The following is a 21,237-nucleotide window of genomic DNA, read 5'->3' as shown; positions in this document are numbered from 1 at the left end:
CACGGCGAACACGACAGCCACTAACGGTCGCCCAGAGCGGCTCATTTCTGTTACCGTCGGCTGATGTTCCAAATTCTTGTCGAATTCCAGCGCACGATCTACCTGACGCTCGGCGAGCAGATCAAACTGCTCTCAATGGGGGGCGACTGGCTGGCGTTCATGGCCTTCCTGCCGATGGGCGTTGTCTTCGGCGCTGCGCATGCGCTGACGCCCGGCCACAGCAAGGCTGTGCTGGCGACATATCTTGCGGGTTCGGATGCAAGGGTTCCGCGCGGCCTTCTCGTATCGATCACGCTGTCCTTCACGCATGTGATGATTGCCGTTCTGATTGCGGTTCTCTCGCTGCCGCTGGTCTCCATAGCGTTAGGCAGCGTCGGCCGCGCTCCGCTTTTGGAGGATATCAGCCGTGGGCTGCTCGGCCTGATCGGTGTCTGGATGCTCTGGCGTGCTTTGAGCCACGGCCGTCACCACAAGCATGAGGGCGAGGCAGTCGGCGTGATGGCAGGTCTGATCCCGTGCCCGCTGACGCTGTTCGCGATGACCTTCGCGATGTCCAGAGGCATTCCCGGCGCCGGCATTCTGTTCGCGATCACCATGATGGTCGGCGTGGCGCTGACGCTGTCCTGCGTCGCGGTGTTGTCGATCCTGTTTCGGGAACGTCTGGTTGATTTCTTCGCCGGCAAGCCGCTCGAAACCATTTCCCGAACCCTCGAAGGCGCCGCCGGGCTGGCGCTTGCCGGTGTTGCCGTCTGGCAGATCGTGGTCGTCTCCTGATCGTGCGAATAGAGGGTTCGGGTCAGCGTTCCTCCGGCGGCTTCAAGTGCCGGAACTGCATCAGCAGGAGGAGATCGTAGACGATCTTCAGTGCTCCGCAGACGACAAGGGGCCAGGCCCGATAGGAGGCAGCAAACAGGACTCCCGCCAGGGCCGGGCTCGCGGCCGCGGCAAGGCTGCGCGGCACCGACGTGAAACTCGCGGCCGCCGCCCGCTCCGCCTCCGTTACGACGGCCATCACGTAGGACGAGCGCGTCGGCACGTCCATCTGGGAGAGCGCAGCGCGGATCAGCAGCAAGGAGAGAGCGAGAGGCAAGGTGGGCGCGAACGCCGCTAGCATCAACGCGATGCTGGACGGGATGTGCGTGAAGACCATAGTGTTGATGAGTCCGACCTTCCGCGACAGCCAGGCGGCGACGGGGAAGGAGAGTGCCGACAGCACGCCTGACCAGAAGAAGAACACGCCAGCAGCCGAAAGCGACAGATCGAAGCGCTCGAACAGCCAGAGCGCCAGGAGCGACTGGACCACGAATCCTCCTGCAAACGCATCAAGGCTGAACAGGGCCGCAAGCTTGAAGACGATGGCCCGTGAGGGGCCGAGCGCGGACTCCTCGACAGGCCCAGGTGCGGCGCGCCGCCGGGGGATCCGGGCATAGAGAAGCCCACCGGCGACGCCGGCAAGCGCATAAAGGACGAACATCATCTTAATCGCGGTCAGCCTGTCGAGGCCCACTGGAGCGGTGATGTCCGGCACAGCTGCCGCGAGGGCTCCGACGGCGCTTGCGAGCGCCCCGATCAGGCTGTAGCGCGCGAACATCTTTGTCCGCTCGGCATCTGCCATCGCGCGGGTGAGCGCCGCATGCTCAAGCGGCACGAAGACGCTCACGCTCCCAGCCGAAGGATTCACGGTCCCGGCGAATGCGACCACCAGCAGCAGGGCGTAATCGTGGACCACGGACATGGCGACGCCTGTGGCGGCCATCAGGCTGGCAGCAGCGAGCAGCAGCTGGCGCAGGTCGTGACGTGCGCCGAGAAACCCGACGGCGATCGTCAGGAGTGCGGAGCCGAGCAGCGATGCCGTAGCGATGATGCCGACTTGCAGCGGCGAGAATCCCAGCGCGAGGAGGTAGACCGGCAACAGCACGGCCACGAAGCCGTCGCCGAAGTCGCGCAGCGCGCGCGCCGCGAAGAGATAGGTCGCAGGGGCAATCCCATTCGCAGGCATGATGCCGAACTCGTTCTCCCGCCGTGATGCGGGTCTGATGAACCCGGCGCGCCATGCATCAATGTGACCTCGCTTAGGGCGTTTGGAGGGAGATCATGACGTAGCGTGGCACGATGTTCTAGCGCAATGCTCGTCAGGGTTCGATATGCAATTGGCAGGGGCATGTCCGCTCCCCACTCTCTCCAGCCGTTCAAAGTGGCGCGTCAAAATTCAGATGCCCGCCCTCCGGCTGCACCCGCTCATTGGCTGCCGATCACCATGCGGTTGCCCTCGCTGTCGCGAAATTCCGCCACCGTGCGGCCAGGCTGCCAAGGCGCCTCCTGCGGTTCGCTGATGATTTCGACGCCGCCCGCCTTCAAAGCGGCGATCGTTGCCTCGACATCGTCGTCGACCAGCACCCGCATGCTCGACGGCATAGAGCCTGATGCCGCCGCGCAAGTGCCGGACGTGCGCCTCGTCGACGCCAAGGCGCGGGTGGATCGGTCACAAGCTGCACGCCGACATCGCCATCGCCGTCGAAGAAAGCCTGCCGGTCTCCGAAGCGAAGAAGATCACCACGGCGCTGGAAGACGAGCTGTTCGAGCACATGCCGGCGCTTGCGGCGGCCAATATCAGATTTGCGAGCGCGGATGCGGACCACCGCCATGAACATGTCAAGCGCCAGGCGCCCGATCTGCATAAATAGAATCAAGACAGGTCTCTATCTTCCTGTTTGATGTTTCTTTTTCCTGACGGTGCCACGTTGCCGCGACAAGACGGAAAGACAATTCGGGCCGATGGGGCGAGCGTCAGCGCAGTACCCCAACGCTCATGAAGATTGATGGTTCAGAGTCCGCAAGGCGCGCCCATATCGACCAGCCAGCGTGGGCTGGTGCGAACGTCCACTCTTCGCTTGGCAGCAGACAGAAGCTGCAAATCTGTTTCCGGCCCTCCATTGATATCCCGTCACACTTGTAACTCTCACCTCCCCATCCGCCCGAGATAGCGTCTTCGTATCGAAACCGTTGGAAACGGCGAATTCGACCGGAGGACGGCAAATGATGATGTTTGCAGCAAAAGAGAAAGCCGCTTCGTTGCTCGGGCAGGCGGTCGATTTTGCCGGCTGGCTCGGGCTCGCCGCCGCCCCGACCTTCGCACTGATGGCCTGGATCTCTGCCGTCGGCTCGCCGGGCATGACCATGTGCTCTGCCGCCTCGGCTTTCATGCCGATCAACGACATGGCCCTGATGTATCTGCTGATGAGCCTCTTTCACGTATCGCCGTGGCTGAAACTCGTTTCCGCCCGTTCGCAGCACCGCGACATTTCCGTCGCCCAACCGAAGGAGACTGACAATGCAACACGCTGTTGTTTCACGCGATGACTGGCTGACCGCCCGCCGGAACCTGCTGAAAGCGGAGAAGGACCTCACCCATCTTCGCGACAAGGTCGCACGCGATCGGCTCGCCCTGCCATGGGTGCGTATCGACAAGGAATACGTGTTCGACACGTTGGATGGCCCTCGCACGCTCGGCGATCTCTTCGACGGCCGTTCGCAACTTCTGGTACAACATTTCATGTTCGCGCCGGGATGGAAGGACGGCTGCCCGAGCTGCTCATTTATGGCCGATCACACCGACGGCATGAACAAGCATCTGGCGCATCACGACGTCACGATGATCGCCGTCTCGCGCGCGCCGCTTGCCGAGATCGAGCGCTATCGCAGACGTATGGGCTGGCAATTCAAATGGGTGTCGTCCTTCGGCAACGACTTCAACTACGATTTCCGGGTCAGTTTCACGCCCGAGGAGGTGGCCACCGGGCACATCGACTACAACTTCGGCGAATGGCGGGAAACCGGCGAGGAATGGCCGGGCGTCAGCGCGTTCTTCAAGGACGACGCGGGCGAGGTCTTCCGCACCTACTCCACCTACGGCCGCGGCGTAGAAGTGATGATGGGCACCTACGCCATGCTCGACCTTATGCCGAAGGGGCGCAACGAAGCCGAGGGAATGGACTGGGTGCGCCGCCACGACCGCTACGAGTAGCCCCGCCGGCGGACGGTGGTAAACGAGAAATATTCGTCACACCGACAAAGCGGCGCGCCGTTTGCGCCCAACCTCCTTTCCGTGTCACAGCGGTTCCAGCTATTGTGAAGAACCAACTCGGGATGGAAATTTGCAGCATGGCAAAGATTGTCTTCGGAATGAACCAGTCCCTGGACGGCTATGTCGACCACCAGGAATTTGCGCCAGATCCCGCGCTCTTTCGTCACTGGATAGAGCACGTGCGCGACCTGACCGGCAGTGTGTACGGCCGCCGCATGTACGAGGCCATGCGCTATTGGGACGAAGACCGTCCTGAGTGGAGTGCGGAGCGACACGAGTTCGCGGCGGCGTGGCGGCGCCAACCGAAGTGGGTCGTGTCGCGCTCGTTGAAGTCAGTCGGCCCCAACGCCACACTTGTCGAGGATGACGTCGAGGCGGTGATACGTGGCCTGAAAGCTCGGCTCGATGGGGAGATTGCAGTTTCCGGACCAGACCTGGCACGAAGCCTGACCGACCTTGGTCTTATCGATGAGTATCGGCTCTACTTCCACCCGTCGTGCTTGGTCGCGGCAAGCCGTTCTTTGCCGGCCCACGGCCGCCGCTCCGCCTCGTGGCCAGCGACTTAATCGGCGAGGACGCGATCAGGTTGACGTACGTTCCTGCTTGATCACGCAATCGCCCGACAGACTGGGCCGACGCGTCAGGTGCGCTTTGCCGATCAGGCCGGTCGAGATATTGTTCTTTTCCAGCATGATCTGCTTGCTCTCGCAAGAGAACGACAATTGCTGGCCCACCCAGCAACTGGCCCCGCTCATTGGCTGGCGACCACCATGCGGTTGCCCTCGCTGTCGCGAAATTCCGCTACCTGCGTCGGCTGCTGGTGGTCGGCACGACCTCGCTCGTCCGACGGGCGAGGATACAGCCAGCATCGGTTGATCCGCGCCTGTTTGCCATGCTGGCCCGCAAACCAGCACGCCTCGTCACGGTGGCTGCCGCCAACCGGACGGTACGCGTGGCCTGGGCCATCATGACGCGCGGGGGAACCTATCGGGCGCCGATCAGCGCCGCAGCCTGATCTGGTTCGGTGCCAATGAAGCGAGACGCGAAGGAGCAGGAAGTTCACCAGTTGCAAGGGCGATGAGATGTGATGGCGAACCGGTCAGACCGGGAGCCGGGACAACCCGTGCGAATGTCGTGGGCGTCATTGCCCGCAAAGCAGAGTGGGACCCGACTCGCGGATACCATCAAGGCCAGCGGTCACCATGAACGACTGCATCAATAGGCCGGACAGAAGACTGCACCAGACCCAATCGTCAAAACGTCAAATCACCCCTTGCATCGCGGGAGCCATCCACAGAAGACATTCGGTTCCGGTGGCATCGTGTCCGTGTTTGCCCCCCAATGCCGACTGTGGAGCTGTCAAATTGCGAAGTCCGGATCGGGCGATTTCCGGTTCTTCCGACCGGGGCAACTTTGTCGAAGTCGGCAGTCAGATCTCACCTCGTCAATCGCCATAGATGTCGAAAGTGAAATATTTCTTCGAGATCTCGTCGTACTTGCCGCTTGCCCTGATGCCCTTGATGGCGGCGTTGATCTTCTCTCTGAGAGGGTCGTCGTCCTGCCGGAAGCCGAAGCCGGCGCCGAGGCCGAGTATCTCCGGGTCGTCAACGACGTTGCCCTTCGCCTCGCAGCAGGCCTTTCCCTGGTCTGAGGCCAAGAAGCCTTCCGCCGCGATAGCTTCACCCTGCACGGCGTCGACCCTTCCTGCCGCGAGGTCCTGAAACGCTTCGTCCTGCGTCTGATAACCCTTGATCTCGGCCACTGCCGAAGCGAAGTGCTTTCGGGCATAAGCCTCATGGGTAGTGGACAGCTGGACTCCAAGAATCTTGCCCTTCAGGCCTTCCGGCGTAGCGCTGATCTCTGATCCCCTGGCCGCGACTACCGCGGCCGGCGACTTGTAGTAACGGTCGGAGAAATCGATCGTCTTCATCCGTTCTTCGGTTATCGACATGGACGCCGCGATCATGTCGATCTTTTTGGTCGTGAGGGCTGGGATGATGCCGTCCCATGCGGTCGGCGTCAGGACGCAGTCGAGCTTAGCCTCCACGCAGAGCGCGTCGACGATTTCGAGTTCCCATCCTCCCCATTTGCCTGAAGCATCCTGCGAGAAAAAGGGCGAGTAGGCCTCCGGAGTGTATCCCACCCTGACTGTATCGGCCCACGCCGGACCGCTGAAAGCCAGAGCCAAGATCAGAACTCCTGTCGCGCAGGTTTTCTTCATTTCTCTCTCCACTATTTAGAGGGCGCTAATATTCTCCCAACCGGGCCGATTTTGCGAGAGCTTTTTTAATGGGATTGCTCCTTTACGCCGTCATCGGGACCGGATTCATTTCCCGAGCTGACATCCGCTTCTCCCGCCAGCCCAGCCTGACCGGGACATCGAACAGCCGTCCGGCCGCCAGACGGCGGCGCACCGGCCGCATGCCGGGCACGACGACGCGGACGACGGGAACGCCGATCTCCTGCCGTGTGAGGTCGACGGCGAGGAACGCAGGCCAGCAATCTCCCGAGCGACGACTAGCCTCCTAAAACCGTCCCAACGAAGCCGCCACCTTAAGTCGGTCTTCTGTGCGGCGGATCGGAAAGGCGCCGAGAAACCATTGGATGATGTCCCGCCTCGACGGGTTGGCAGGTCCGGCCCAGGCAGCTTCCGCCGCGCGCAGCAACTCCTTCAGCGCTGCCTCCCGCTCCTCGAGGCGGCCGAGCTTGCCGAGCGCTGCCGCCTTCCATCCCGGCGTATCGATGATCACGTTCTGCGAACGCTCAGCGGCCTCGATCGTGCCCAAATAGTCACCGGCGAGAAAGCGCGTGGTTGCCAGATGGGACCACTGATAGTCTGGAAATAGCGGCGTCAGCTCAAGAGCATGGGCGGTCAGTTTGGTTGCCAGATCCATGCGGCCCATGAAAGCCAACCCTAACGCAGCCGATACAATGACCTTTGGATCGCTCGGATTAAGCTCGGCGGCCAATTCGAAGTGCAATTCGGCTTGCTCGAAGCGTTGCACCATCGCCGTCGACCAGGCCACGACCATGTGGTTGCGCGCGTCGAGGGGGTCGAGCTCGACCGCACGCCTCGCCAGAGCGAGCGCGCGCTGTTGGGTCTGCGCGTCGCGCGGGCAGCCGGGTCTTATGAAATGTCGCGAATTATAAACGCTTGCGAGGCTTGCGTGTGCCGGTGCGAACGTCGCATCCTCGATGATCGCCTGGTCAAACAGCCGCTCGGCTTCATCTTCTGCTTTTGCCGACCAGCGTAGGAGCAAGTGTTCGCCGCGCAGCCACGTGTCATAGACGTCCAAGTCTTCGGGCAGCCGCTGAAGCGCACGCGCAAGGCGGTCTTGGGAGAGATAGATCTCCAGGTTTGAGGCAAGCCGACCGACCAATTGGCGTTGCGTAGCGTGCCAGTTTGCAAGTGTGAGCCTGTACGGTTCGCTCCACACGACTCGGGACGCCATTCTCTCTTCGAGCGAAACGAAGAGCGCGCACTGGTTGCCAAGTCCACGGCAATCGGCCTTGAGCTGATAGTCAGCATCACTGGCGTCGCGGCCATCTTGCATATCAAGGATCGTCAACTCTCGGAATTTCGAAAGGTTGATAATCAGTTCGGACCGGAAGCCGGACGCGAAAGCGGCAACGGCATCGCTCTCGCTCACAAAAGTGCAGACCGCGATGATCGGCGCACGGCCTTGCAATGGCTTTTCGGGCTGGCGGGGGAGCGTGGGGTCCGCCAAACTGGCGGCGAGCGCAGTGGTTTCGACGCTGGGTTCCAGCTGATAGTCTTGGCGCAAGGTGCTCGCGAGTTTGTTGTAAACGCGCCGCGCGGCAGCGACATTCTGATTGAACGCATGGTGGCGCATCAGGCAACGTGCCGCGCCTTCATGGGATGGCTCGAGCATGAGCAAAGCGCTTGCCGCGTGCCGGATGACCGGCTCGCTCGCATCGAAACGGCTCAGCAGGCTTTCCAGCGCTTCCTCTGCCCGGTTCCGGCGGTTGTGGCGAGTCACGCGGAGCCAGGCACCATAGAGGCTGCTGACCGATTCGAAGCCATAGAGAATCGCCTCGGTCCAATCCGACCGCTCGAGCAGCGTATCGTCGACCTTGCCTTCGCTGAGGTCCGTGAAGATTCGGTTGATATCAACGATCACGCGTGCGGGATCTAGGGTCACGTGGTTGCCGTGCCGCAGTCCCGAATTCTTTGACTCGCCGGAAAGAGCCTTGGCCGCAATGCGCAGACCACCGGTCAGGGCGCTCCTCGCTTCGGCTGGTGTACGCTCGGGCCACAGAAGCGTTGCAATCCTGTCCCGCAATTCCCTGAAGCCTGTCGAGAGCGCCAAGTACCCGATGAGTGCCTGCGCCGTGCGCGACCGCAAGGCGACGGGCTCGCCGTCGCTATCAAGGACAGCAAGCCCACCCATAACGGAGATCGAGAATTGCGAGGGGCCGGGTTTGTCCTGGGACATGTGATGCGGAATCACATGATAGAACGACATCGTTTCAGGCATGTTCTTGAGGGCGTGGCGGCCAGCGAAGCGGAACCCGTAGTCGGTGGTGCTGCGCGCCGCGCGGTAGACCTCCTCAGTGACGCAGATGCTGCCGGGTGTGGCTAGCGTTTGCACACGGGCGGCGAGGTTGACAGCATGGCCATAGACGTCGCCTGTACGGCGGCGGATTTCGCCCATATGGAGTCCAACCCTAAACCGGCCAGCAGCGGGCTGCTCCACGGCTAGGGCCGCAAGCTTGTCTTGCATCGTGACCGCGTAGTTGAGCGCGTCGGAAACGCTATCGAACAGGGCCAGTACACCGTCGCCCGTCGTCTTGACGAATTCTCCGCGGTGCTGCGGGCAGTGGTCCTTGAACAGCGAAAAGCACTGGGTGACAAGATCAATTGCTGCGAGTTCACCTGCGGCCGTCAAGCGGCTGTATTGGGCAAGGTCCGCGAACAGGATCGCCTTCAGCGCCGGCGATTCGGCTTCAATTTGCATCGTGGCCAGCTTACGACATGGTCCCCAGGTATTGTGGCGCGGTTGACCGGTTATGTCGATGTAATTGCACCAGATGGGACAAAGGGAGAGAATATGACAGCGAAAGACAGGTCGGCGCGGAAGCTTGAGGAGCTTTTCAACGCCGTTGAGCTCCCGCAGCGTGGCCCTGTCCGCCTGGCGATCGCGATACCGGGCGCCGCCCTGCTCAAGATACCAGGTTTCCCGCGCGCGGCGCGGCCAGTGCCGGGGCGAATGGCAAGCGGGCGAGGCTTCACCGCGACGGGCGCCCGGACAAGCGCACTCCGCGAAGCCGCAGAACTCGTGTCATGCTCGGCATGGGGTGACGAACAACTCGTCAGCGCGCGTGACGAAGAGATCGGACCCGCCGTGCTCTCGCCCGAGGTGCTGAACGGCTTTACTGCTGCCCAACTCGGCGACCGCATTGCGTGGAACGAACGGCATCGCAGCTTCGATTGGCGGCCGCCGCGCCGCGATCCGGCCACGCCGATCGACTGGCTCGCGGTCGAGGACGCATATGGCGGGCCAGCAGCCTATGTTCCTGCCGACTTCGCCTTTATCGGCCGCAAGGAAACGGGCGACGAGAGCGCGGTGGCGATCGGCGACAGCAATGGCTGCGCCTGCGGTGCCGATATCGAGAGCGCCAGACACGCCGCGTTATTGGAGTTGATCGAAAGCGATGCCAGTACGCGCTGGTGGTATGGCCGGAGGCGCAGGCCACTGATCGATCTCGCGCTGCTCGACGACGCGAGCGGGCTGGTTACGTGGCTCGGCGAGCGCGAGCGGGACACATGGCTCTTCGACATCACCAGCGACCTCGGCGTGCCCGTGGCTGCCGCCGCGTCCTCTGAGCCGGACGGCAGCGACGTCGCGCTGGGATTCGCCGCGCGACCTGACATGCGCGAGGCGGGAGCGGCGGCTCTCACCGAGATGGTCCAGATGGAATTCTCCCTCGCCACGGTGCGCGCTCTGGGTCCCACCGCTAGCTGGGCGGCGTGGCGACAAGCGGTGACGATGGCATTGCCGCCGCTTGATGCGGCGCACGCGGTGAAGCATTCCCCAGCAACAAAGAACAAGGCGCTATGGCCCGGTGCGCCTCTAGAGGCCTGTGCCCGCGCGGACGTTGCGTTATGGTTTGCCGACATGACCCGCGACGTCGTGGGCGTGCCGGCAGTCAGGGCGATCTCGCCCGACCTTTGCCATTTCAAGCCGCGATTTGCCCGCAAGCGACTGCTGGCACCCGATCACCCAGACCTCAGCCCCGTCCTCCCGAACCCGGAGGACCAGGTGACGTTGCTGGTTTAGCCACTCTTATCGGCAGCGCGTGAGCAGCATGATCCCGAACAGGAACTCGCACGCGGCCGTTACTTGGGCTGGCGTACCGCCCCCAGTCGCACCATACAGGGCAACGATCGCTTGCACATATGGGGCGAGATAATTGGAGTCCAGCGGAGGGTCGCCTGTCTGCATCTCCGGCAACACCATTTTGTGCTTACCGAAATTTACCGCGGGCTTTTTCCTTTCGTCATTATAGATGCTTATCTTACAATTGTTTTTGCTGATCTCAACGTCTTGTATTGGACTTCTGGTCTGCTGAAAAATCTTGTGCGCGGGGGTTGCATATTGCTTCAGCAATTCAGATCGGTCCGTGGTGGAGGCGTTCCGAAAAGCGGCGAGGTTGTTGAGCACGCCGGTCGCAACATTCCTGTACCCTTGCTGGTTTGGGATGTTCCCACCTGGATTGTTACCCTGGAACATCTTGAGCTTGGCCATTTCCCTTCTCCCCAAATAAACAATTCAAGCAGGATTAAAGCTCGGGCCGGGCTTGGCCGTCGGTTGCTTTCACTCTCGTCCGAACATGGCAAAGGGCATTTCCCTGCCATACCCGCCGCGGGAGAAGCATAGTACACCGCGCGCGTCCGACCCCTCGGTGACAAACGCAATTGCTGATCAATTGTTGATCCGCGCCCCGGCAGGACAATCCAGCGTGGCCCATCAAAGTATCATTCCAGGCACAATACCAGCAAGGGGGCACGCCTTCAGTGAACGAAGGGCAACCGTCGAAAGCCCAGGAGCAGGAGGCACGAGCGTCCGAGCAGGTTGGACATTGCGATCTCGCGCTCGGTCAGATCCTCATAGTGATGTGTGCCGCCGCCTTGCGGTACCGTGATGTCCTCGCCCAGCAGGAATCCCGAGAGCTGCGCGGGCGTGGCCATGTCGCGTGTGCCGATATGGGTGAACTGGGTTGCGGTCTCGCCGCTGTGGCACCCGTTGCAAGTGGCGAGCGAAAACTTGCGGCGCGTCTCGAGCGGATCGGCGAGAGTGCTGCTGGGATTGGGAACCCACCAGAAGTAGCTACTCACATCCGTGTTGGACACGGCGCCCAGGAACCGATCGAACATAGTGGGAAAGCGCTCGGGAACCACATGCCGATCGTCGAGGATGGCGGCCTCGTTGATGCCGAGATAGGTCCGCAGGATCGCGCTGCTGTTGAATTGATTGTCAGGCGTCTGCTTGACCGTGACCAGATCGAGCAGTCCGTCCTGCTGCAGGCGGAACTCGCGCAGCTGCCAGGGGACACTCAGCACGGTCTCGTTGGTCCTCAGCTGACTGAGTGAGCTCATGTTGGGAAGCTGGCCGGGATTCGATCCGTGATCGGTGACGGCGCGGGTGATGGATTCCAGCGCCTGATTGTAAGCGGCACTGCCGACGGTGAACTGGTCGAGATCCTTCCAGCGCCGGTGCCACGCCTTGACCTCCATGCACGAGCCGGCAGCGATGCCGTATTCGAAGATGACGGTGAAGTTCATCGGATTGCAGCTATTGGAGGCTGGATCGTGGTAGACCAGCCCGAACACCAAGCGCCCCTCGCCGGCGCTACCGGCGGTTCCATAGCCGATGCGATCGGCAAGGTCGGGCCGATTGACGATGGCGAGAAGTCGCGCCGGGAAATAGTCGACATTGAAAACGCCGCCGGGCGACAAGGCCCGCCAGTTGTCGATAACAAGCGATTGCAGCCGCATGGCGCGCGCTGGCTCGGTTACGATCCAGCCGTTGGCCTCCTGGGGAATTTGCCAGCTCGATAGCCAGTGCCGGGTGAATTCCTCCGGTGTGAGGCCGGTGCCATTGGCCAGCTCGCGCATCAGGTGACCGAAGCTCCACGCGCCGCCCGGCGACCCAAGCCCGCTGCAGGCATCGAAGCTGCGCGCGCTGTCCTCGACCACATCCGTTGCAGTGATCAGCAGTGAGCGCTCATGGTCAATGGCGGTGGGCAGCGGGGGTGGAAACCCCGGGAAGATCGGAAAATCGAAGAGGTATTCGACCCTGAAGCGCTGCGGCAGCAACTCGTGGAACCGCGGCCCCGGCAGGCGCAGGAACGGTGTTGTGCCGATATTGATCTCCAGCCCTTGCGCCGCGCGCAGCGGGTCCGGATCCTGGCTGTCCCGCAGGCCCCGTGCCCACTCCAACCCTTTGCGTGCCTCGTTAAGCGGGCCGACCATCTTGAGCTCGGCATCGCTGGCTGCGGCGGCGGTCGTGACGATGTCGCGGGGCCCGCGCCGTATCAACCCGGTATTCTGCTGTTGCTCGCCTAAACCGTCTATCGTCGCCGCCAGGTCGGCGCGCAGCGCCGCGAACTCCCCAGTGGCGTCAAACTTGAACTGCGCGGTGAATACACCGTCGCCTTTCTCTCGATCCGGCTCGGCGCCGTCGTCGCGAAAGGTGACGACTCCATCCTCCAGCGCCACCGGGAATTCCGTGAGGGTCGATGGGCCGGTCGTCGCGATCTCTCCCACCACCACTCCGGGCTCCTGCGTCAGGAAGACACGCAGTTCGGTGACATTGTTGGCCAGCATCTCCGGTGAAGTCGCGGGCGAGGGCGGCGGCGGTTTGCGCCGAAGGGCCTCGCCGAATATTCGATCGAACGACGACGGATCCAATCCGAGGAAGGGGTCGGTCGGCGAGCCGGCGCTATTCTCCTGAGCATTGCTGGCGATCGGCGTCGCCACCAGCAATGGAAGCAACAGGAAAAGGCACCACTGTCGACCTGAAGACGGAAACATGGTTGTTCTCAGCGTTCGAACTAACCAGCGAAACACAGTCTATCAGCAAGGTGCCGAGCGGAATAGCCCTCCATAACTCTAGCAGGCTGTTGAAGAAGTGCTTCGTGGCTTTGAGGATGGCCTCGTCGCCGTTGTGGTAGGCGAAAGTGATTTCGATTGAGCCGTCGTCGAGCAATTCACTGCTGACTTCGTCCATCTCGTCACAGCCGCCCCATGTGAAGAAGACCATCGATGGGCTGTAATTAACATTGAGGCCGGCTTGCAGAGCGCCGAAGGCAATCTCGCCATTGTTGTCGGCGCCAATGGTGATCGTGGCGGGCCCACCGAGGTCGGCGAAGGGCACGGCTGACGAAATGGGCGCTGAGGCAGGCCTCCATGCCGACAACGCACGGCGCAAGCTTTTTGAAGGTATCGACGAGGGCCAGCCGCTTGATCTTGCGGCCGAACGCGATCTTACCCGTCAGTGCCAAAGCCGACGAGATGGAAGACTTCCTTGCCAATATCGATGCCGATTGCGACCGTCGTGTTAGTTGCGGCGGGCCGCGGTCGGCGAACTCGTAAGTCTCGACATATTTACCGATCAGGCCGCTCGAGATGTTGTTCTTCTCCAGCATGATCTGCTTGCTCTCGCAAGAGAACGACAATTGCCGACCCACTCAGCAACTGGACCCGCTCATTGGCTGCCGATCACCATGCGGTTGCCCTCGCTGTCGCGAAATTCCGCTACCGTGCGGCCCGGCTGCCAGGGCGCCTCCTGCGGTTCGGTGATGATCTCGACGCCGCCCGCCTTCAAAGTAGCGATCGTGGCCTCGACATCCTCGTCGACCAGCACCAGCACCGGCTCCGCGCCTGGCGTGTCGTCGGTGCGCCTCACGAAATGCAGGTTGGTGACAGCGCCGGGAAATGTCAGCTCGATCCAGCGCCAGGCGCTATGGCCCATCTTCTCGTCGGCCGCGACCTTGCAGGCGAAATGCCTGGTGTAGAACGCCTTGGCGCGGTCCTGGTCGAACACCGGCAGTTCGGCAAACTGGATATGCATGGTCTGATCTCCTCTCCTTTATGGCTGCCGCGCGGCCGCCCACAGGTGAAAGACGATGGGCGCGGCCAAAAAGATTCGCCGCATGTGAGAATCTTTTTGGCAACGCGAAACGTCTTTGGTTCAGGTCAACCATTCGAGGAGACGGACGATGGGCTACACTCTCATTCGCTACAGCGTGAAGGACACCGAACTGGAGGCAAACCGCGCGCTGGTGGCGAAGGTGTTCGAAGCGCTCGGCGAGGTGGCGCCGCGGACGGCGCGCTATCTCGTGCTCGAATTGGACGACGGCGAGTTCGTGCATGTCGTCGGCGAGGGAAGTGCCGAGCTCACCGAGCTTGCGGCGTTCAAGGCGTTCACCCAAAACCATGCGGAACGGCGCTCGACCCCGGTCAAGCGATCGCCTGTCAGGATCATCGGCAATTACCGTATCCTCGAGGACGGCAAAGCCGGATAGAGCGACTATGCCACAGCCAAGAGTACGGACGTCATGACCCCACAAAAACTCGACCGCCCCGCACTGGAGGCGATGCTCTCCGGTTTGCGTCCCAAACTGCACCGCTACTGCGCCCGCATGGCCGGCTCGGTGATCGACGGCGAGGACATCGTGCAGGAGACGCTGCTGAAGGCGCTGCAGGCGATCGATGGCAGCGCGGCGGTCGAGCGGCCCGAACAATGGCTGTTTCGCGTCGCCCACAATGCGGCGCAGGATCATCTGCGCCGGCGCCAGCGGGAGCGGTCGCGCATGACCGAGGCCGACATGACCACGATCGAGGATCCCTCCGGCAATGCCGATGCACGGCTCGCCGCCGCCACCAGCCTGCGCAGCTTCATGCAGCTTTCGGTGGCGCAGCGCGGCGCCGTGATCCTGGTCGACGTGCTTGGCCTTTCCCTGCACGAGGCCTGCGAGGTGACCGGCGCCACGCTGGCCGCGACCAAGGCGGCGCTGCATCGCGGCCGGGCGCAACTGCGGTTGCTGGCGTCAGAGCCCGAACAGGTCGCCGCCCCCAGGCTCGACGCCGATGACGAGCGGCGGCTGCGCCGCTATGTCGATCTGTTCAACGCGCGCGACTTCGACGCGGTGAGGGCGCTGATCGCCGAGGATATCCAGCTCGAAGTCGTCAACCGCACCCGCATGCGCGGCAAGGCGCAGGTGTCGACCTATTTCGGCAACTACGACCGCGCGACCGATTGGGCGCTGTCGCTGGGCTTCGTCGACGGCAGGCCGGCGATCCTCATCCGCGACCCTGGGGCACCGGATGGGCCTGGGGCACCGGATGGGCCTGGGGCACCGGACGGCGCCGTGCGCGGCTTCATGCTGGTCGAGTGGCGGGACGAGCGGGTCGTCCAAATCCGCGACTTCCGTTACGCGCCCTGGTGCCTGGCCGACGCCGAGATCAGCACCTTGGAAGGGTGAGGGGAGGACGGGAAGAGCGCGGAGATGGCGCGAAGGCGACGTGGCCAGGGTTGCGCCACTTTGCGCATCCCTTCGCTTTCGTGGCTGTAGCCTTCGTGCGGGCGATCCTGAGTCAGCCAGCGTTGGCTGCCACCGGCCCTGCCATCGAGACTATGTTTGCCATCCGCCTCGTTTCGTGGCGGCCTTCTCGCAGCCGGATTCAGGCCGCGTGCTTGGAACAAATGACGGGCGAGACTGTTCAGCTGTGGCTTTGGCATGACGCTGACGTGCCCTCCTGGCTGGGTAAGCGGCGATCTCGAGGAGACTCGCATCATGAAGATTTCGTCCAGATTTCGTTCAGTCGCGGCTGTGGTTATCGCTGCAGTAGGGTTCAGCTCTGCCGGCTCCGCGCATGCCGACAGCGGTACGATCCGCTTCTCCGTCTACAAGGCGGCCTTCTTCATCGGTGGCGCCGGAGGCGAGGGCACGCTGACCTTCCATGGTCGCCGCTATCCCATCTCGGTCGGCGGCATCTCGGGCGGCCTCGCCTTCGGGGCCTCTAAGACCTATTTCCGAGGTACCGTGCGCCACATACGCCGCGCCCGAGATGTGACGGGGGTGTACGGTGCAGCGGGCGGTGGCGGCGCGCTCGGCAAAGGGGCCCAGGTGATCGTCATGACCAATGACAAGGGCGCCCAACTCGAACTCACAGGCAGGCAGGTAGGCCTGCAAGTCAACGCCGATCTCAGCGGTATTGCCATCACGGTGAAGTAAGAGCCGTCGCTCCGTTCGTCGTCCCTGAAGTCGGCCCACTACGCTGAATACAAAGGTCGGCTTTCCAGCGCTACCATGTAGGAAGCGGCCGTTCCACTGTCGGCCCAAAACTGGAGGCTATAAACGACGTCGCCGGGGTGGGTTCAGGCTCGTCCGCTTTGGTCAAAGACGGCAGAAATCTGCCGTCGGTGGCGGAACGCGACATGACCATGAGCAGACGTGCCAAACCAACCGCCCGCCGCCACCAGCTTTACGTCAGGCTCAGCCCTTCTTGAACTCGAATAGCTCGATGACGTTGCCCGATGGATCTTCAAGCAAGATGGCGCGACCGGCACCGCCGTCGCTGATTTCGCCGCGGAATCTTGCATCAGCCCGGCGCAACCGCTCAATGAGGACATCGACCTCGTTCGTAACGATCATAAATCGGTTCCACCCGCCTGGCTTCGGATCGCCGCCCGCCTGACCACCGCTCCCCGCACCTGGGGCGCTGAGATACAGCGTCAAGTCGTCGCGCAACAGCGCGGCGAACTTGCCCGGATTGTGCATGTCGATCTTGAAATCGAGATTGTCTCGATAGAACGCGACCGCCTCGTTGACGTCCGCAACGATGTATCGGACGGATGCCATTCAACTTACTCCTCTGTCTTGGAGCTACAACAGACAACTGGCGCAAAGGTTTCCCTGTCGGTGGAGCTGAGTGCAGAAGCGGGCTGTCTGGATGCCAGCCGAAGCAGTCGGATGAGGGTTTTGGACGTAGGTCGTATTTCGGCGGTGTTTATGACACCCTATACGACCGACATTGGGTCGGAGAACGAACCCGCCGCGCGGGAGGGCGTCTGCGCGCGCAAGGTTGTGGCACCTCAGCTTATAACGTCAGATCCACTCCTTGCGAAGAAGTGCCGCCAACGCGTCAATTGAGTGCTGCCCATCCAGTCACAAGGATGAGGGCAAGCGTGACCAGCGCTCCAGAGACGTACAGAAGCGTCCTGACACTGCCTCCCTTGGCGGGGTTTCCGCCACGCAGGTAAATTCCCAGATGGACCGAGCGACGCGGTCAGGGCGCTGATCGCCCAGGATATCCAGCTCGAGGTGGTCAACCGCGGCGCGGCCGAGGTGTCGACCTATTTCGGCAATTACGACCGCATCAGCGACTGGGCTCTGTCGCTGGGCTTCGTCGACGGCCGGCCGGCGATCCTCATCCCGCGACCCGCAGGAGCCGGACGGCGCCGTGCGCGGCTTCATGCTGGTCGAATGGCGGGACGAGCGGGTCGTCCAGATCCGCGACTTCCGTTACGCGCCCTGGTGCCTGCCCGACGCCGAGATCAGCATGGTGGAAGGGTGAGGGGAGGACGGGAATAGCAGCAAGTTCTTAGATGTGAGTTTCCAGAAGGTTGTCCATTCGGGCCCGACCGAGGAGACTGGAGTTACCACACTTCAGATTCGTCGGAGGACCCGAATGAACATTCATAAGAATGCCCGTCTCACGCCGCTTCGTCGAGAGGAGATGGCGCTTGCGGTCATGGAAGGCGACCTTTCCCAAGCCCAAGCAGCGTTGAAATTCGCGGTGACGGCGAAGGTCGTGAAGCGATGGGTCGAGCGTTACAAGGCCGAAGGCCGTGCCGGCATGGTCGACCGCTCGTCGCGACCCAGGCGCAGTCCGAATGCGACCGAACGGGCTGTGGCCGATCGGATCGTTGCGCTGCGGCGCCAGCGCCTCACGGGCAAGCACATTGCAAGTGTGGTCGCCGTCTCGCCGGCGACGGTGAGCAGGGTGCTGGCGCGGGCCGGGCTGTCGCGGCTGAAGGACCTTGAGCCAGCAGAGCCGGTGCGTCGATATGAGCGTGACGAGCCGGGCGACATGATCCACATCGATATCAAGAAGCTCGGCCGTTTCGACCGCATCGGCCATCGCATCACCGGCGATCGCACCGGCCAAAGCAATGGCCGGACTTCCCGTAAAGGCGGCGCGGGCTGGGAGTTCGTCCACGTCTGCATTGACGATGCCTCCCGCATCGCCTTTAGCCAGATCCTGCCCGACGAGAAAAAGGAAAGCGCCGTCGCCTTCCTCAACGCCGCCATCGCCTACTATGCCAGCCTTGGCGTCACCACCTCACGGGTCATGACCGACAACGGCGGCTGCTATAAAAGCCGCGCCTTCCGCGCCGCCTGCAAAGCCCTCGGCCTCAAACACATCCGAACCAAGCCCTACACGCCCAAGACCAACGGCAAGGCCGAACGCTTCATCCAGACCGCGCTCAGAGAATGGGCCTACGCAAGAGCCTACACGACCTCAGATCGCCGTGCTGCCGAGCTGCCCGTCTGGCTGCACCGATACAATTGGCACCGCCCGCATGGCAGCCTAAAATCCAAAACACCCATCAGTCGCCTCGGATTGTCCGAGGACAACCTGTTGAGGCTCCACACTTAGAGCGGTTCCGGTTCCGTGGGACCGGTAACTCGCCGCGTTTATGCGGACGCCAAATGATTCCATTTGGCTGCAAAATGCTCTAGACACGCACGCGGCGCGTCACCTGGCCATTGCTTTCCCAATATGTGTGTTTCCTGGCAATCAAGGGATCGTCCATTGCTGGTTGGATCTGTTCCGTGGTGCTGACTGCGCGCGAGGTCACCGTGTGTTCTCCAGGAGAGGGATTTGCCCAATCCAGGGACCAGATCTTCCAGGCGTGCTCGGCCTCCTCACTGTGGTCAACGGTCGCTGGAGCCCAAGGCCCTTGATCGATTTGCACTTCGACCCGGTCGATCGGCGCCCCCCAGGCCGCTCCGATGATGGAGTAATCTGAGTCTTTCCGGGTAACCTTCGCAGGCGCGGACTTTATCAGCGCTCGCCCGACTGAGGTCTCGGTCCACACGGTCTCGCCGTTGTGGTCTTCCTCCCGGATGGTGACATAGTCACGGGCCATCAGAAGGCTCATGAAGCGGGTGTCGCGAACCTCGATGCGCTTCAGCCACTTGACGTTGGCGATCCCGTACCAGCCTGGAGCAATGAGCCGCACCGGGAAGCCATTGGCTGCCGGCAAGGCGGCTCCGTTCATTTCATAGCAGAGTAGATTGTCGGGGTTCATCGCGTCGGCGAGCGACATGCTACGCGCGAAGTTCTGCTGCATCTTGACGTCGCGTATCGGCACCTCGCCTGTGTCAGTACCGAAAAAGACGACCTCGATGCCCTTCTCCAGAACGCCGGCTTCCTCGAGGATCGGGGCGAGCGGCGTCCCTGCCCAGCGGGCATTGCCGATGCCGCCGGTGAAGAAGGGAAAACCGTGGTTGCCCGAGCATTCCACTGTGAAAACGACCTCCTGCCGCGGTCGTGCCCTTATGTCGGCGAGCGTTAGCTTCAAGGGTTTCTTGACCAGGCCTCCGATCTCCATGGACCATGTCTTCTCGTCGATCGTTGGTCGGTTGAAATGCGAGATGCTGAAGAACTTGTCGTTTGGAGTTATCCAGCTATCCAGATCCTCCCAGACAAGCTGGTTCTGGATACCTACCGGATTGGGATTTTCGGTCGGCTGATCCAGCCACGGAACAACTTCCTCGCCCGCCTGTGTTGGAAAAGCGTAAGCCCGACGCGAAGTATAAAGAGCAGCCATAGCGGCAAGAGCCGCGCCTCCTTGAACAAGAAGTTCTCTGCGTTGAAAACTATGCATGTTGTTTACCTCCCAGTTGATCCGGAACAGGCTGCAACGTGCGTTAGGCCGTAGCCTGATCACGGATAGGCGACACAATGGAAGTTCTGGCAAGTGATTCCACCTGGCTGCAAAATGCGCTAGGGGCGGGCCTCCAGCACCATGTTGAACGGCGTCTCCGCGGCGCGGCGGAATCGCTTGAAGCCGCCGCTGGTCACCACCTTGCGCAGCCTCGCCTCGCCGGCCTGGGCGCCAAGCCCGAGCCCGACTTCCTGCGACAGGGACGCGGGCGTGCACACGAACGTGGAAGCGGCATAGTAGACGCGTCCGACGGGATTGAGGTTCGCCGCCAGATGATCATGCGCGAATGGCTCGACGATCATCCACGTGCCATCCGGCTTCAGCGACCCGTGGACATGGGTGGCGGCGCCCGCCGGGTCGCCCATGTCGTGAAGGCAATCGAAGAAAGCGACGAGGTCATAGGTGCCGGGATAGGTCTTGGCGGTTGCGACCTCGAAGCGCGTGTTCGCGCCGACGCCGGCTTCCTCGGCGACCTTGCGGGCGCGCCCGATCGAAGGGGCGTGATAGTCGAAGCCGACGAAGCGCGAATTGGGGAAAGCACGCGCCATGAGCACGGTCGATGCGCCATGACCGCATCCGACATCCGCGACCTCCGCGCCGCGTTCGAGCTTCTCGACGACGCCCTCCAGAGCCGGCAGCCAGGAGTCGATCAGATTGGCATTATAGCCTGGACGGAAGAACCGTTCCGTGCCGCGAAACAGACACGCGCTATGATCGTGCCATGCGACGCCCTTGCCGGACTGGAATGCCTGCCTCACCTTTTCTTCATCGAGCCACAGCGAGGATAGGACCTCGAATGCGCCAGCCATGAAGGCCGGGCTATCTTCATCGGCGAACACCAGCTCTTGCTCGGCGTTGAGATAAAACGCGTCGTTGGCTTCATCGTAGTCGACGTAGCCCGCGGCCGCCTGCCCGGAAAGCCATTCCCTTACAAGGCGTTCCTGGGTGCCGGTGCGTGTCGAAAGTTCGGCGGCCGTCATCTTGCCGCCTTCGCGCAATGCCTTGAACAGGCCGAGCCTGTCTCCCAGCAAGACTCCCGCGCCCGTAGCGATCGCACCGAGATCACCGACCATTTTCCCCAAGAATGCGTCCAACTTTTCCTGACTGGCTTCAGACATCGGAATCTCCTGTGGGCTCGATCTCTCCAACCGCATTCGCTGGCGCCGA

At 62.2% G+C, this 21,237-nt stretch carries 20 protein-coding genes and 3 pseudogenes; 11 read left to right on the top strand and 12 right to left on the bottom strand.

Annotated features, from left to right (window positions below; translation table 11 throughout):
• Positions 1-63: 63 nt before the first annotated feature.
• Positions 64-774, top strand: a complete 711-nt coding sequence (locus tag EJ066_RS28435) for a sulfite exporter TauE/SafE family protein (protein ID WP_126043223.1) — start codon at positions 64-66, stop codon at positions 772-774.
• 22 nt (positions 775-796) lie between these two features.
• Here EJ066_RS28435 and EJ066_RS28430 read toward each other — a convergent pair whose 3' ends face one another.
• Both EJ066_RS28430 and EJ066_RS28425 read right to left on the bottom strand, forming a co-directional pair.
• Positions 797-1,999 carry an MFS transporter gene (locus EJ066_RS28430; RefSeq protein ID WP_126043222.1) on the bottom strand — a complete coding sequence of 401 codons (1,203 nt, stop codon included), beginning with the start codon at positions 1,997-1,999 and terminating at the stop codon, positions 797-799.
• A 239-nt stretch (positions 2,000-2,238) separates the two neighbouring features.
• Positions 2,239-2,415, bottom strand: a complete 177-nt coding sequence (locus EJ066_RS28425) for a VOC family protein (RefSeq protein WP_245455005.1) — start codon at positions 2,413-2,415, stop codon at positions 2,239-2,241.
• An 8-nt stretch (positions 2,416-2,423) separates the two neighbouring features.
• Between EJ066_RS28425 and EJ066_RS28420 the strand changes: the two genes are divergently transcribed.
• From EJ066_RS28420 to EJ066_RS28400, 5 genes and pseudogenes are all read left to right on the top strand, one after another.
• Positions 2,424-2,684 (top strand): hypothetical protein, encoded by a 261-nt coding sequence (locus EJ066_RS28420; RefSeq protein ID WP_126043221.1) that lies wholly within the window; start codon positions 2,424-2,426, stop codon positions 2,682-2,684.
• A gap of 352 nt (positions 2,685-3,036) precedes the next feature.
• The gene (locus EJ066_RS28415; RefSeq protein ID WP_348629270.1) at positions 3,037-3,360 is read left to right on the top strand and encodes a hypothetical protein; all 324 of its coding nucleotides are present in this window, start codon (positions 3,037-3,039) and stop codon (positions 3,358-3,360) included.
• Complete coding sequence (locus EJ066_RS28410; RefSeq protein WP_126043220.1) at positions 3,332-4,024, top strand: thioredoxin family protein; 693 nt, start codon at positions 3,332-3,334, stop codon at positions 4,022-4,024. Before EJ066_RS28415 ends, EJ066_RS28410 begins: the two co-directional genes overlap by 29 nt.
• Positions 4,025-4,161: 137 nt before the next feature.
• Positions 4,162-4,691, top strand: a pseudogene (locus tag EJ066_RS28405) (dihydrofolate reductase family protein).
• Between the two features lie 192 nt (positions 4,692-4,883).
• A pseudogene (locus EJ066_RS28400) lies at positions 4,884-5,099 on the top strand (IS110 family transposase); the annotation flags it as partial.
• A gap of 429 nt (positions 5,100-5,528) precedes the next feature.
• Here EJ066_RS28400 and EJ066_RS28395 read toward each other — a convergent pair.
• The gene (locus EJ066_RS28395) at positions 5,529-6,305 is read right to left on the bottom strand and encodes a transporter substrate-binding domain-containing protein (RefSeq protein ID WP_126043219.1); all 777 of its coding nucleotides are present in this window, start codon (positions 6,303-6,305) and stop codon (positions 5,529-5,531) included.
• A gap of 304 nt (positions 6,306-6,609) precedes the next feature.
• Complete coding sequence (locus EJ066_RS28390; RefSeq protein WP_126043218.1) at positions 6,610-9,063, bottom strand: adenylate/guanylate cyclase domain-containing protein; 2,454 nt, start codon at positions 9,061-9,063, stop codon at positions 6,610-6,612.
• A gap of 93 nt (positions 9,064-9,156) precedes the next feature.
• On the opposite strand from EJ066_RS28390, the gene EJ066_RS28385 reads away from it, so the two are divergent.
• The gene (locus EJ066_RS28385) at positions 9,157-10,386 is read left to right on the top strand and encodes a YcaO-like family protein (RefSeq protein WP_126043217.1); all 1,230 of its coding nucleotides are present in this window, start codon (positions 9,157-9,159) and stop codon (positions 10,384-10,386) included.
• A gap of 6 nt (positions 10,387-10,392) precedes the next feature.
• Here EJ066_RS28385 and EJ066_RS28380 read toward each other — a convergent pair whose 3' ends face one another.
• The 5 genes and pseudogenes from EJ066_RS28380 to EJ066_RS28365 all read right to left on the bottom strand — a co-directional run bounded on the left by EJ066_RS28380 (position 10,393) and on the right by EJ066_RS28365 (position 14,181).
• Positions 10,393-10,854, bottom strand: a complete 462-nt coding sequence (locus EJ066_RS28380) for a hypothetical protein (RefSeq protein WP_126043216.1) — start codon at positions 10,852-10,854, stop codon at positions 10,393-10,395.
• Between the two features lie 266 nt (positions 10,855-11,120).
• Positions 11,121-13,103, bottom strand: coding sequence for a choice-of-anchor X domain-containing protein (locus EJ066_RS28375; RefSeq protein ID WP_126043215.1), 1,983 nt, complete (start codon positions 13,101-13,103; stop codon positions 11,121-11,123).
• Positions 13,051-13,485: a hypothetical protein gene (locus tag EJ066_RS32250; RefSeq protein ID WP_189644388.1), complete on the bottom strand. Its 435-nt coding sequence runs from the start codon at positions 13,483-13,485 to the stop codon at positions 13,051-13,053. Before EJ066_RS32250 ends, EJ066_RS28375 begins: the two co-directional genes overlap by 53 nt.
• Positions 13,475-13,655, bottom strand: a pseudogene (locus EJ066_RS32245) (IS110 family transposase); the annotation flags it as partial. The gene EJ066_RS32250 and the pseudogene EJ066_RS32245, both read right to left, overlap by 11 nt.
• Before the next feature lie 160 nt (positions 13,656-13,815).
• Positions 13,816-14,181: a VOC family protein gene (locus EJ066_RS28365; protein ID WP_126043214.1), complete on the bottom strand. Its 366-nt coding sequence runs from the start codon at positions 14,179-14,181 to the stop codon at positions 13,816-13,818.
• 148 nt (positions 14,182-14,329) lie between these two features.
• Between EJ066_RS28365 and EJ066_RS28360 the strand changes: the two genes are divergently transcribed.
• The 3 genes from EJ066_RS28360 to EJ066_RS28350 all read left to right on the top strand — a co-directional run bounded on the left by EJ066_RS28360 (position 14,330) and on the right by EJ066_RS28350 (position 16,348).
• Entirely contained in the window at positions 14,330-14,635 is a 306-nt protein-coding gene (locus EJ066_RS28360) for a hypothetical protein (protein ID WP_126043213.1), read from the top strand.
• 33 nt (positions 14,636-14,668) lie between these two features.
• Positions 14,669-15,595 (top strand): sigma-70 family RNA polymerase sigma factor, encoded by a 927-nt coding sequence (locus EJ066_RS28355; RefSeq protein ID WP_126043212.1) that lies wholly within the window; start codon positions 14,669-14,671, stop codon positions 15,593-15,595.
• A 312-nt stretch (positions 15,596-15,907) separates the two neighbouring features.
• Positions 15,908-16,348: a hypothetical protein gene (locus EJ066_RS28350; RefSeq protein ID WP_126043211.1), complete on the top strand. Its 441-nt coding sequence runs from the start codon at positions 15,908-15,910 to the stop codon at positions 16,346-16,348.
• Positions 16,349-16,609: 261 nt separating this feature from the next.
• Here EJ066_RS28350 and EJ066_RS28345 read toward each other — a convergent pair whose 3' ends face one another.
• Positions 16,610-16,975: a VOC family protein gene (locus EJ066_RS28345; protein ID WP_126043210.1), complete on the bottom strand. Its 366-nt coding sequence runs from the start codon at positions 16,973-16,975 to the stop codon at positions 16,610-16,612.
• A gap of 829 nt (positions 16,976-17,804) precedes the next feature.
• On the opposite strand from EJ066_RS28345, the gene EJ066_RS28330 reads away from it, so the two are divergent.
• The gene (locus EJ066_RS28330) at positions 17,805-18,776 is read left to right on the top strand and encodes an IS481 family transposase (protein ID WP_126043209.1); all 972 of its coding nucleotides are present in this window, start codon (positions 17,805-17,807) and stop codon (positions 18,774-18,776) included.
• Positions 18,777-18,855: 79 nt separating this feature from the next.
• On the opposite strand, the gene EJ066_RS28325 is transcribed toward EJ066_RS28330, so the two are convergent.
• Together EJ066_RS28325 and EJ066_RS28320 are read right to left on the bottom strand one after the other, a co-directional pair.
• Positions 18,856-20,010 (bottom strand): sulfite oxidase, encoded by a 1,155-nt coding sequence (locus EJ066_RS28325; RefSeq protein WP_126043208.1) that lies wholly within the window; start codon positions 20,008-20,010, stop codon positions 18,856-18,858.
• 119 nt (positions 20,011-20,129) lie between these two features.
• Entirely contained in the window at positions 20,130-21,188 is a 1,059-nt protein-coding gene (locus EJ066_RS28320; protein ID WP_126043207.1) for a class I SAM-dependent methyltransferase, read from the bottom strand.
• Between the last annotated feature and the right edge of the window lie 49 nt (positions 21,189-21,237).

The organism is Mesorhizobium sp. M9A.F.Ca.ET.002.03.1.2 (assembly GCF_003952365.1).
GTDB lineage: Bacteria > Pseudomonadota > Alphaproteobacteria > Rhizobiales > Rhizobiaceae > Mesorhizobium.
The sequence above is the reverse complement of the archived record's forward strand: the minus strand, read 5'-3'. Positions and strand labels throughout refer to the sequence as shown.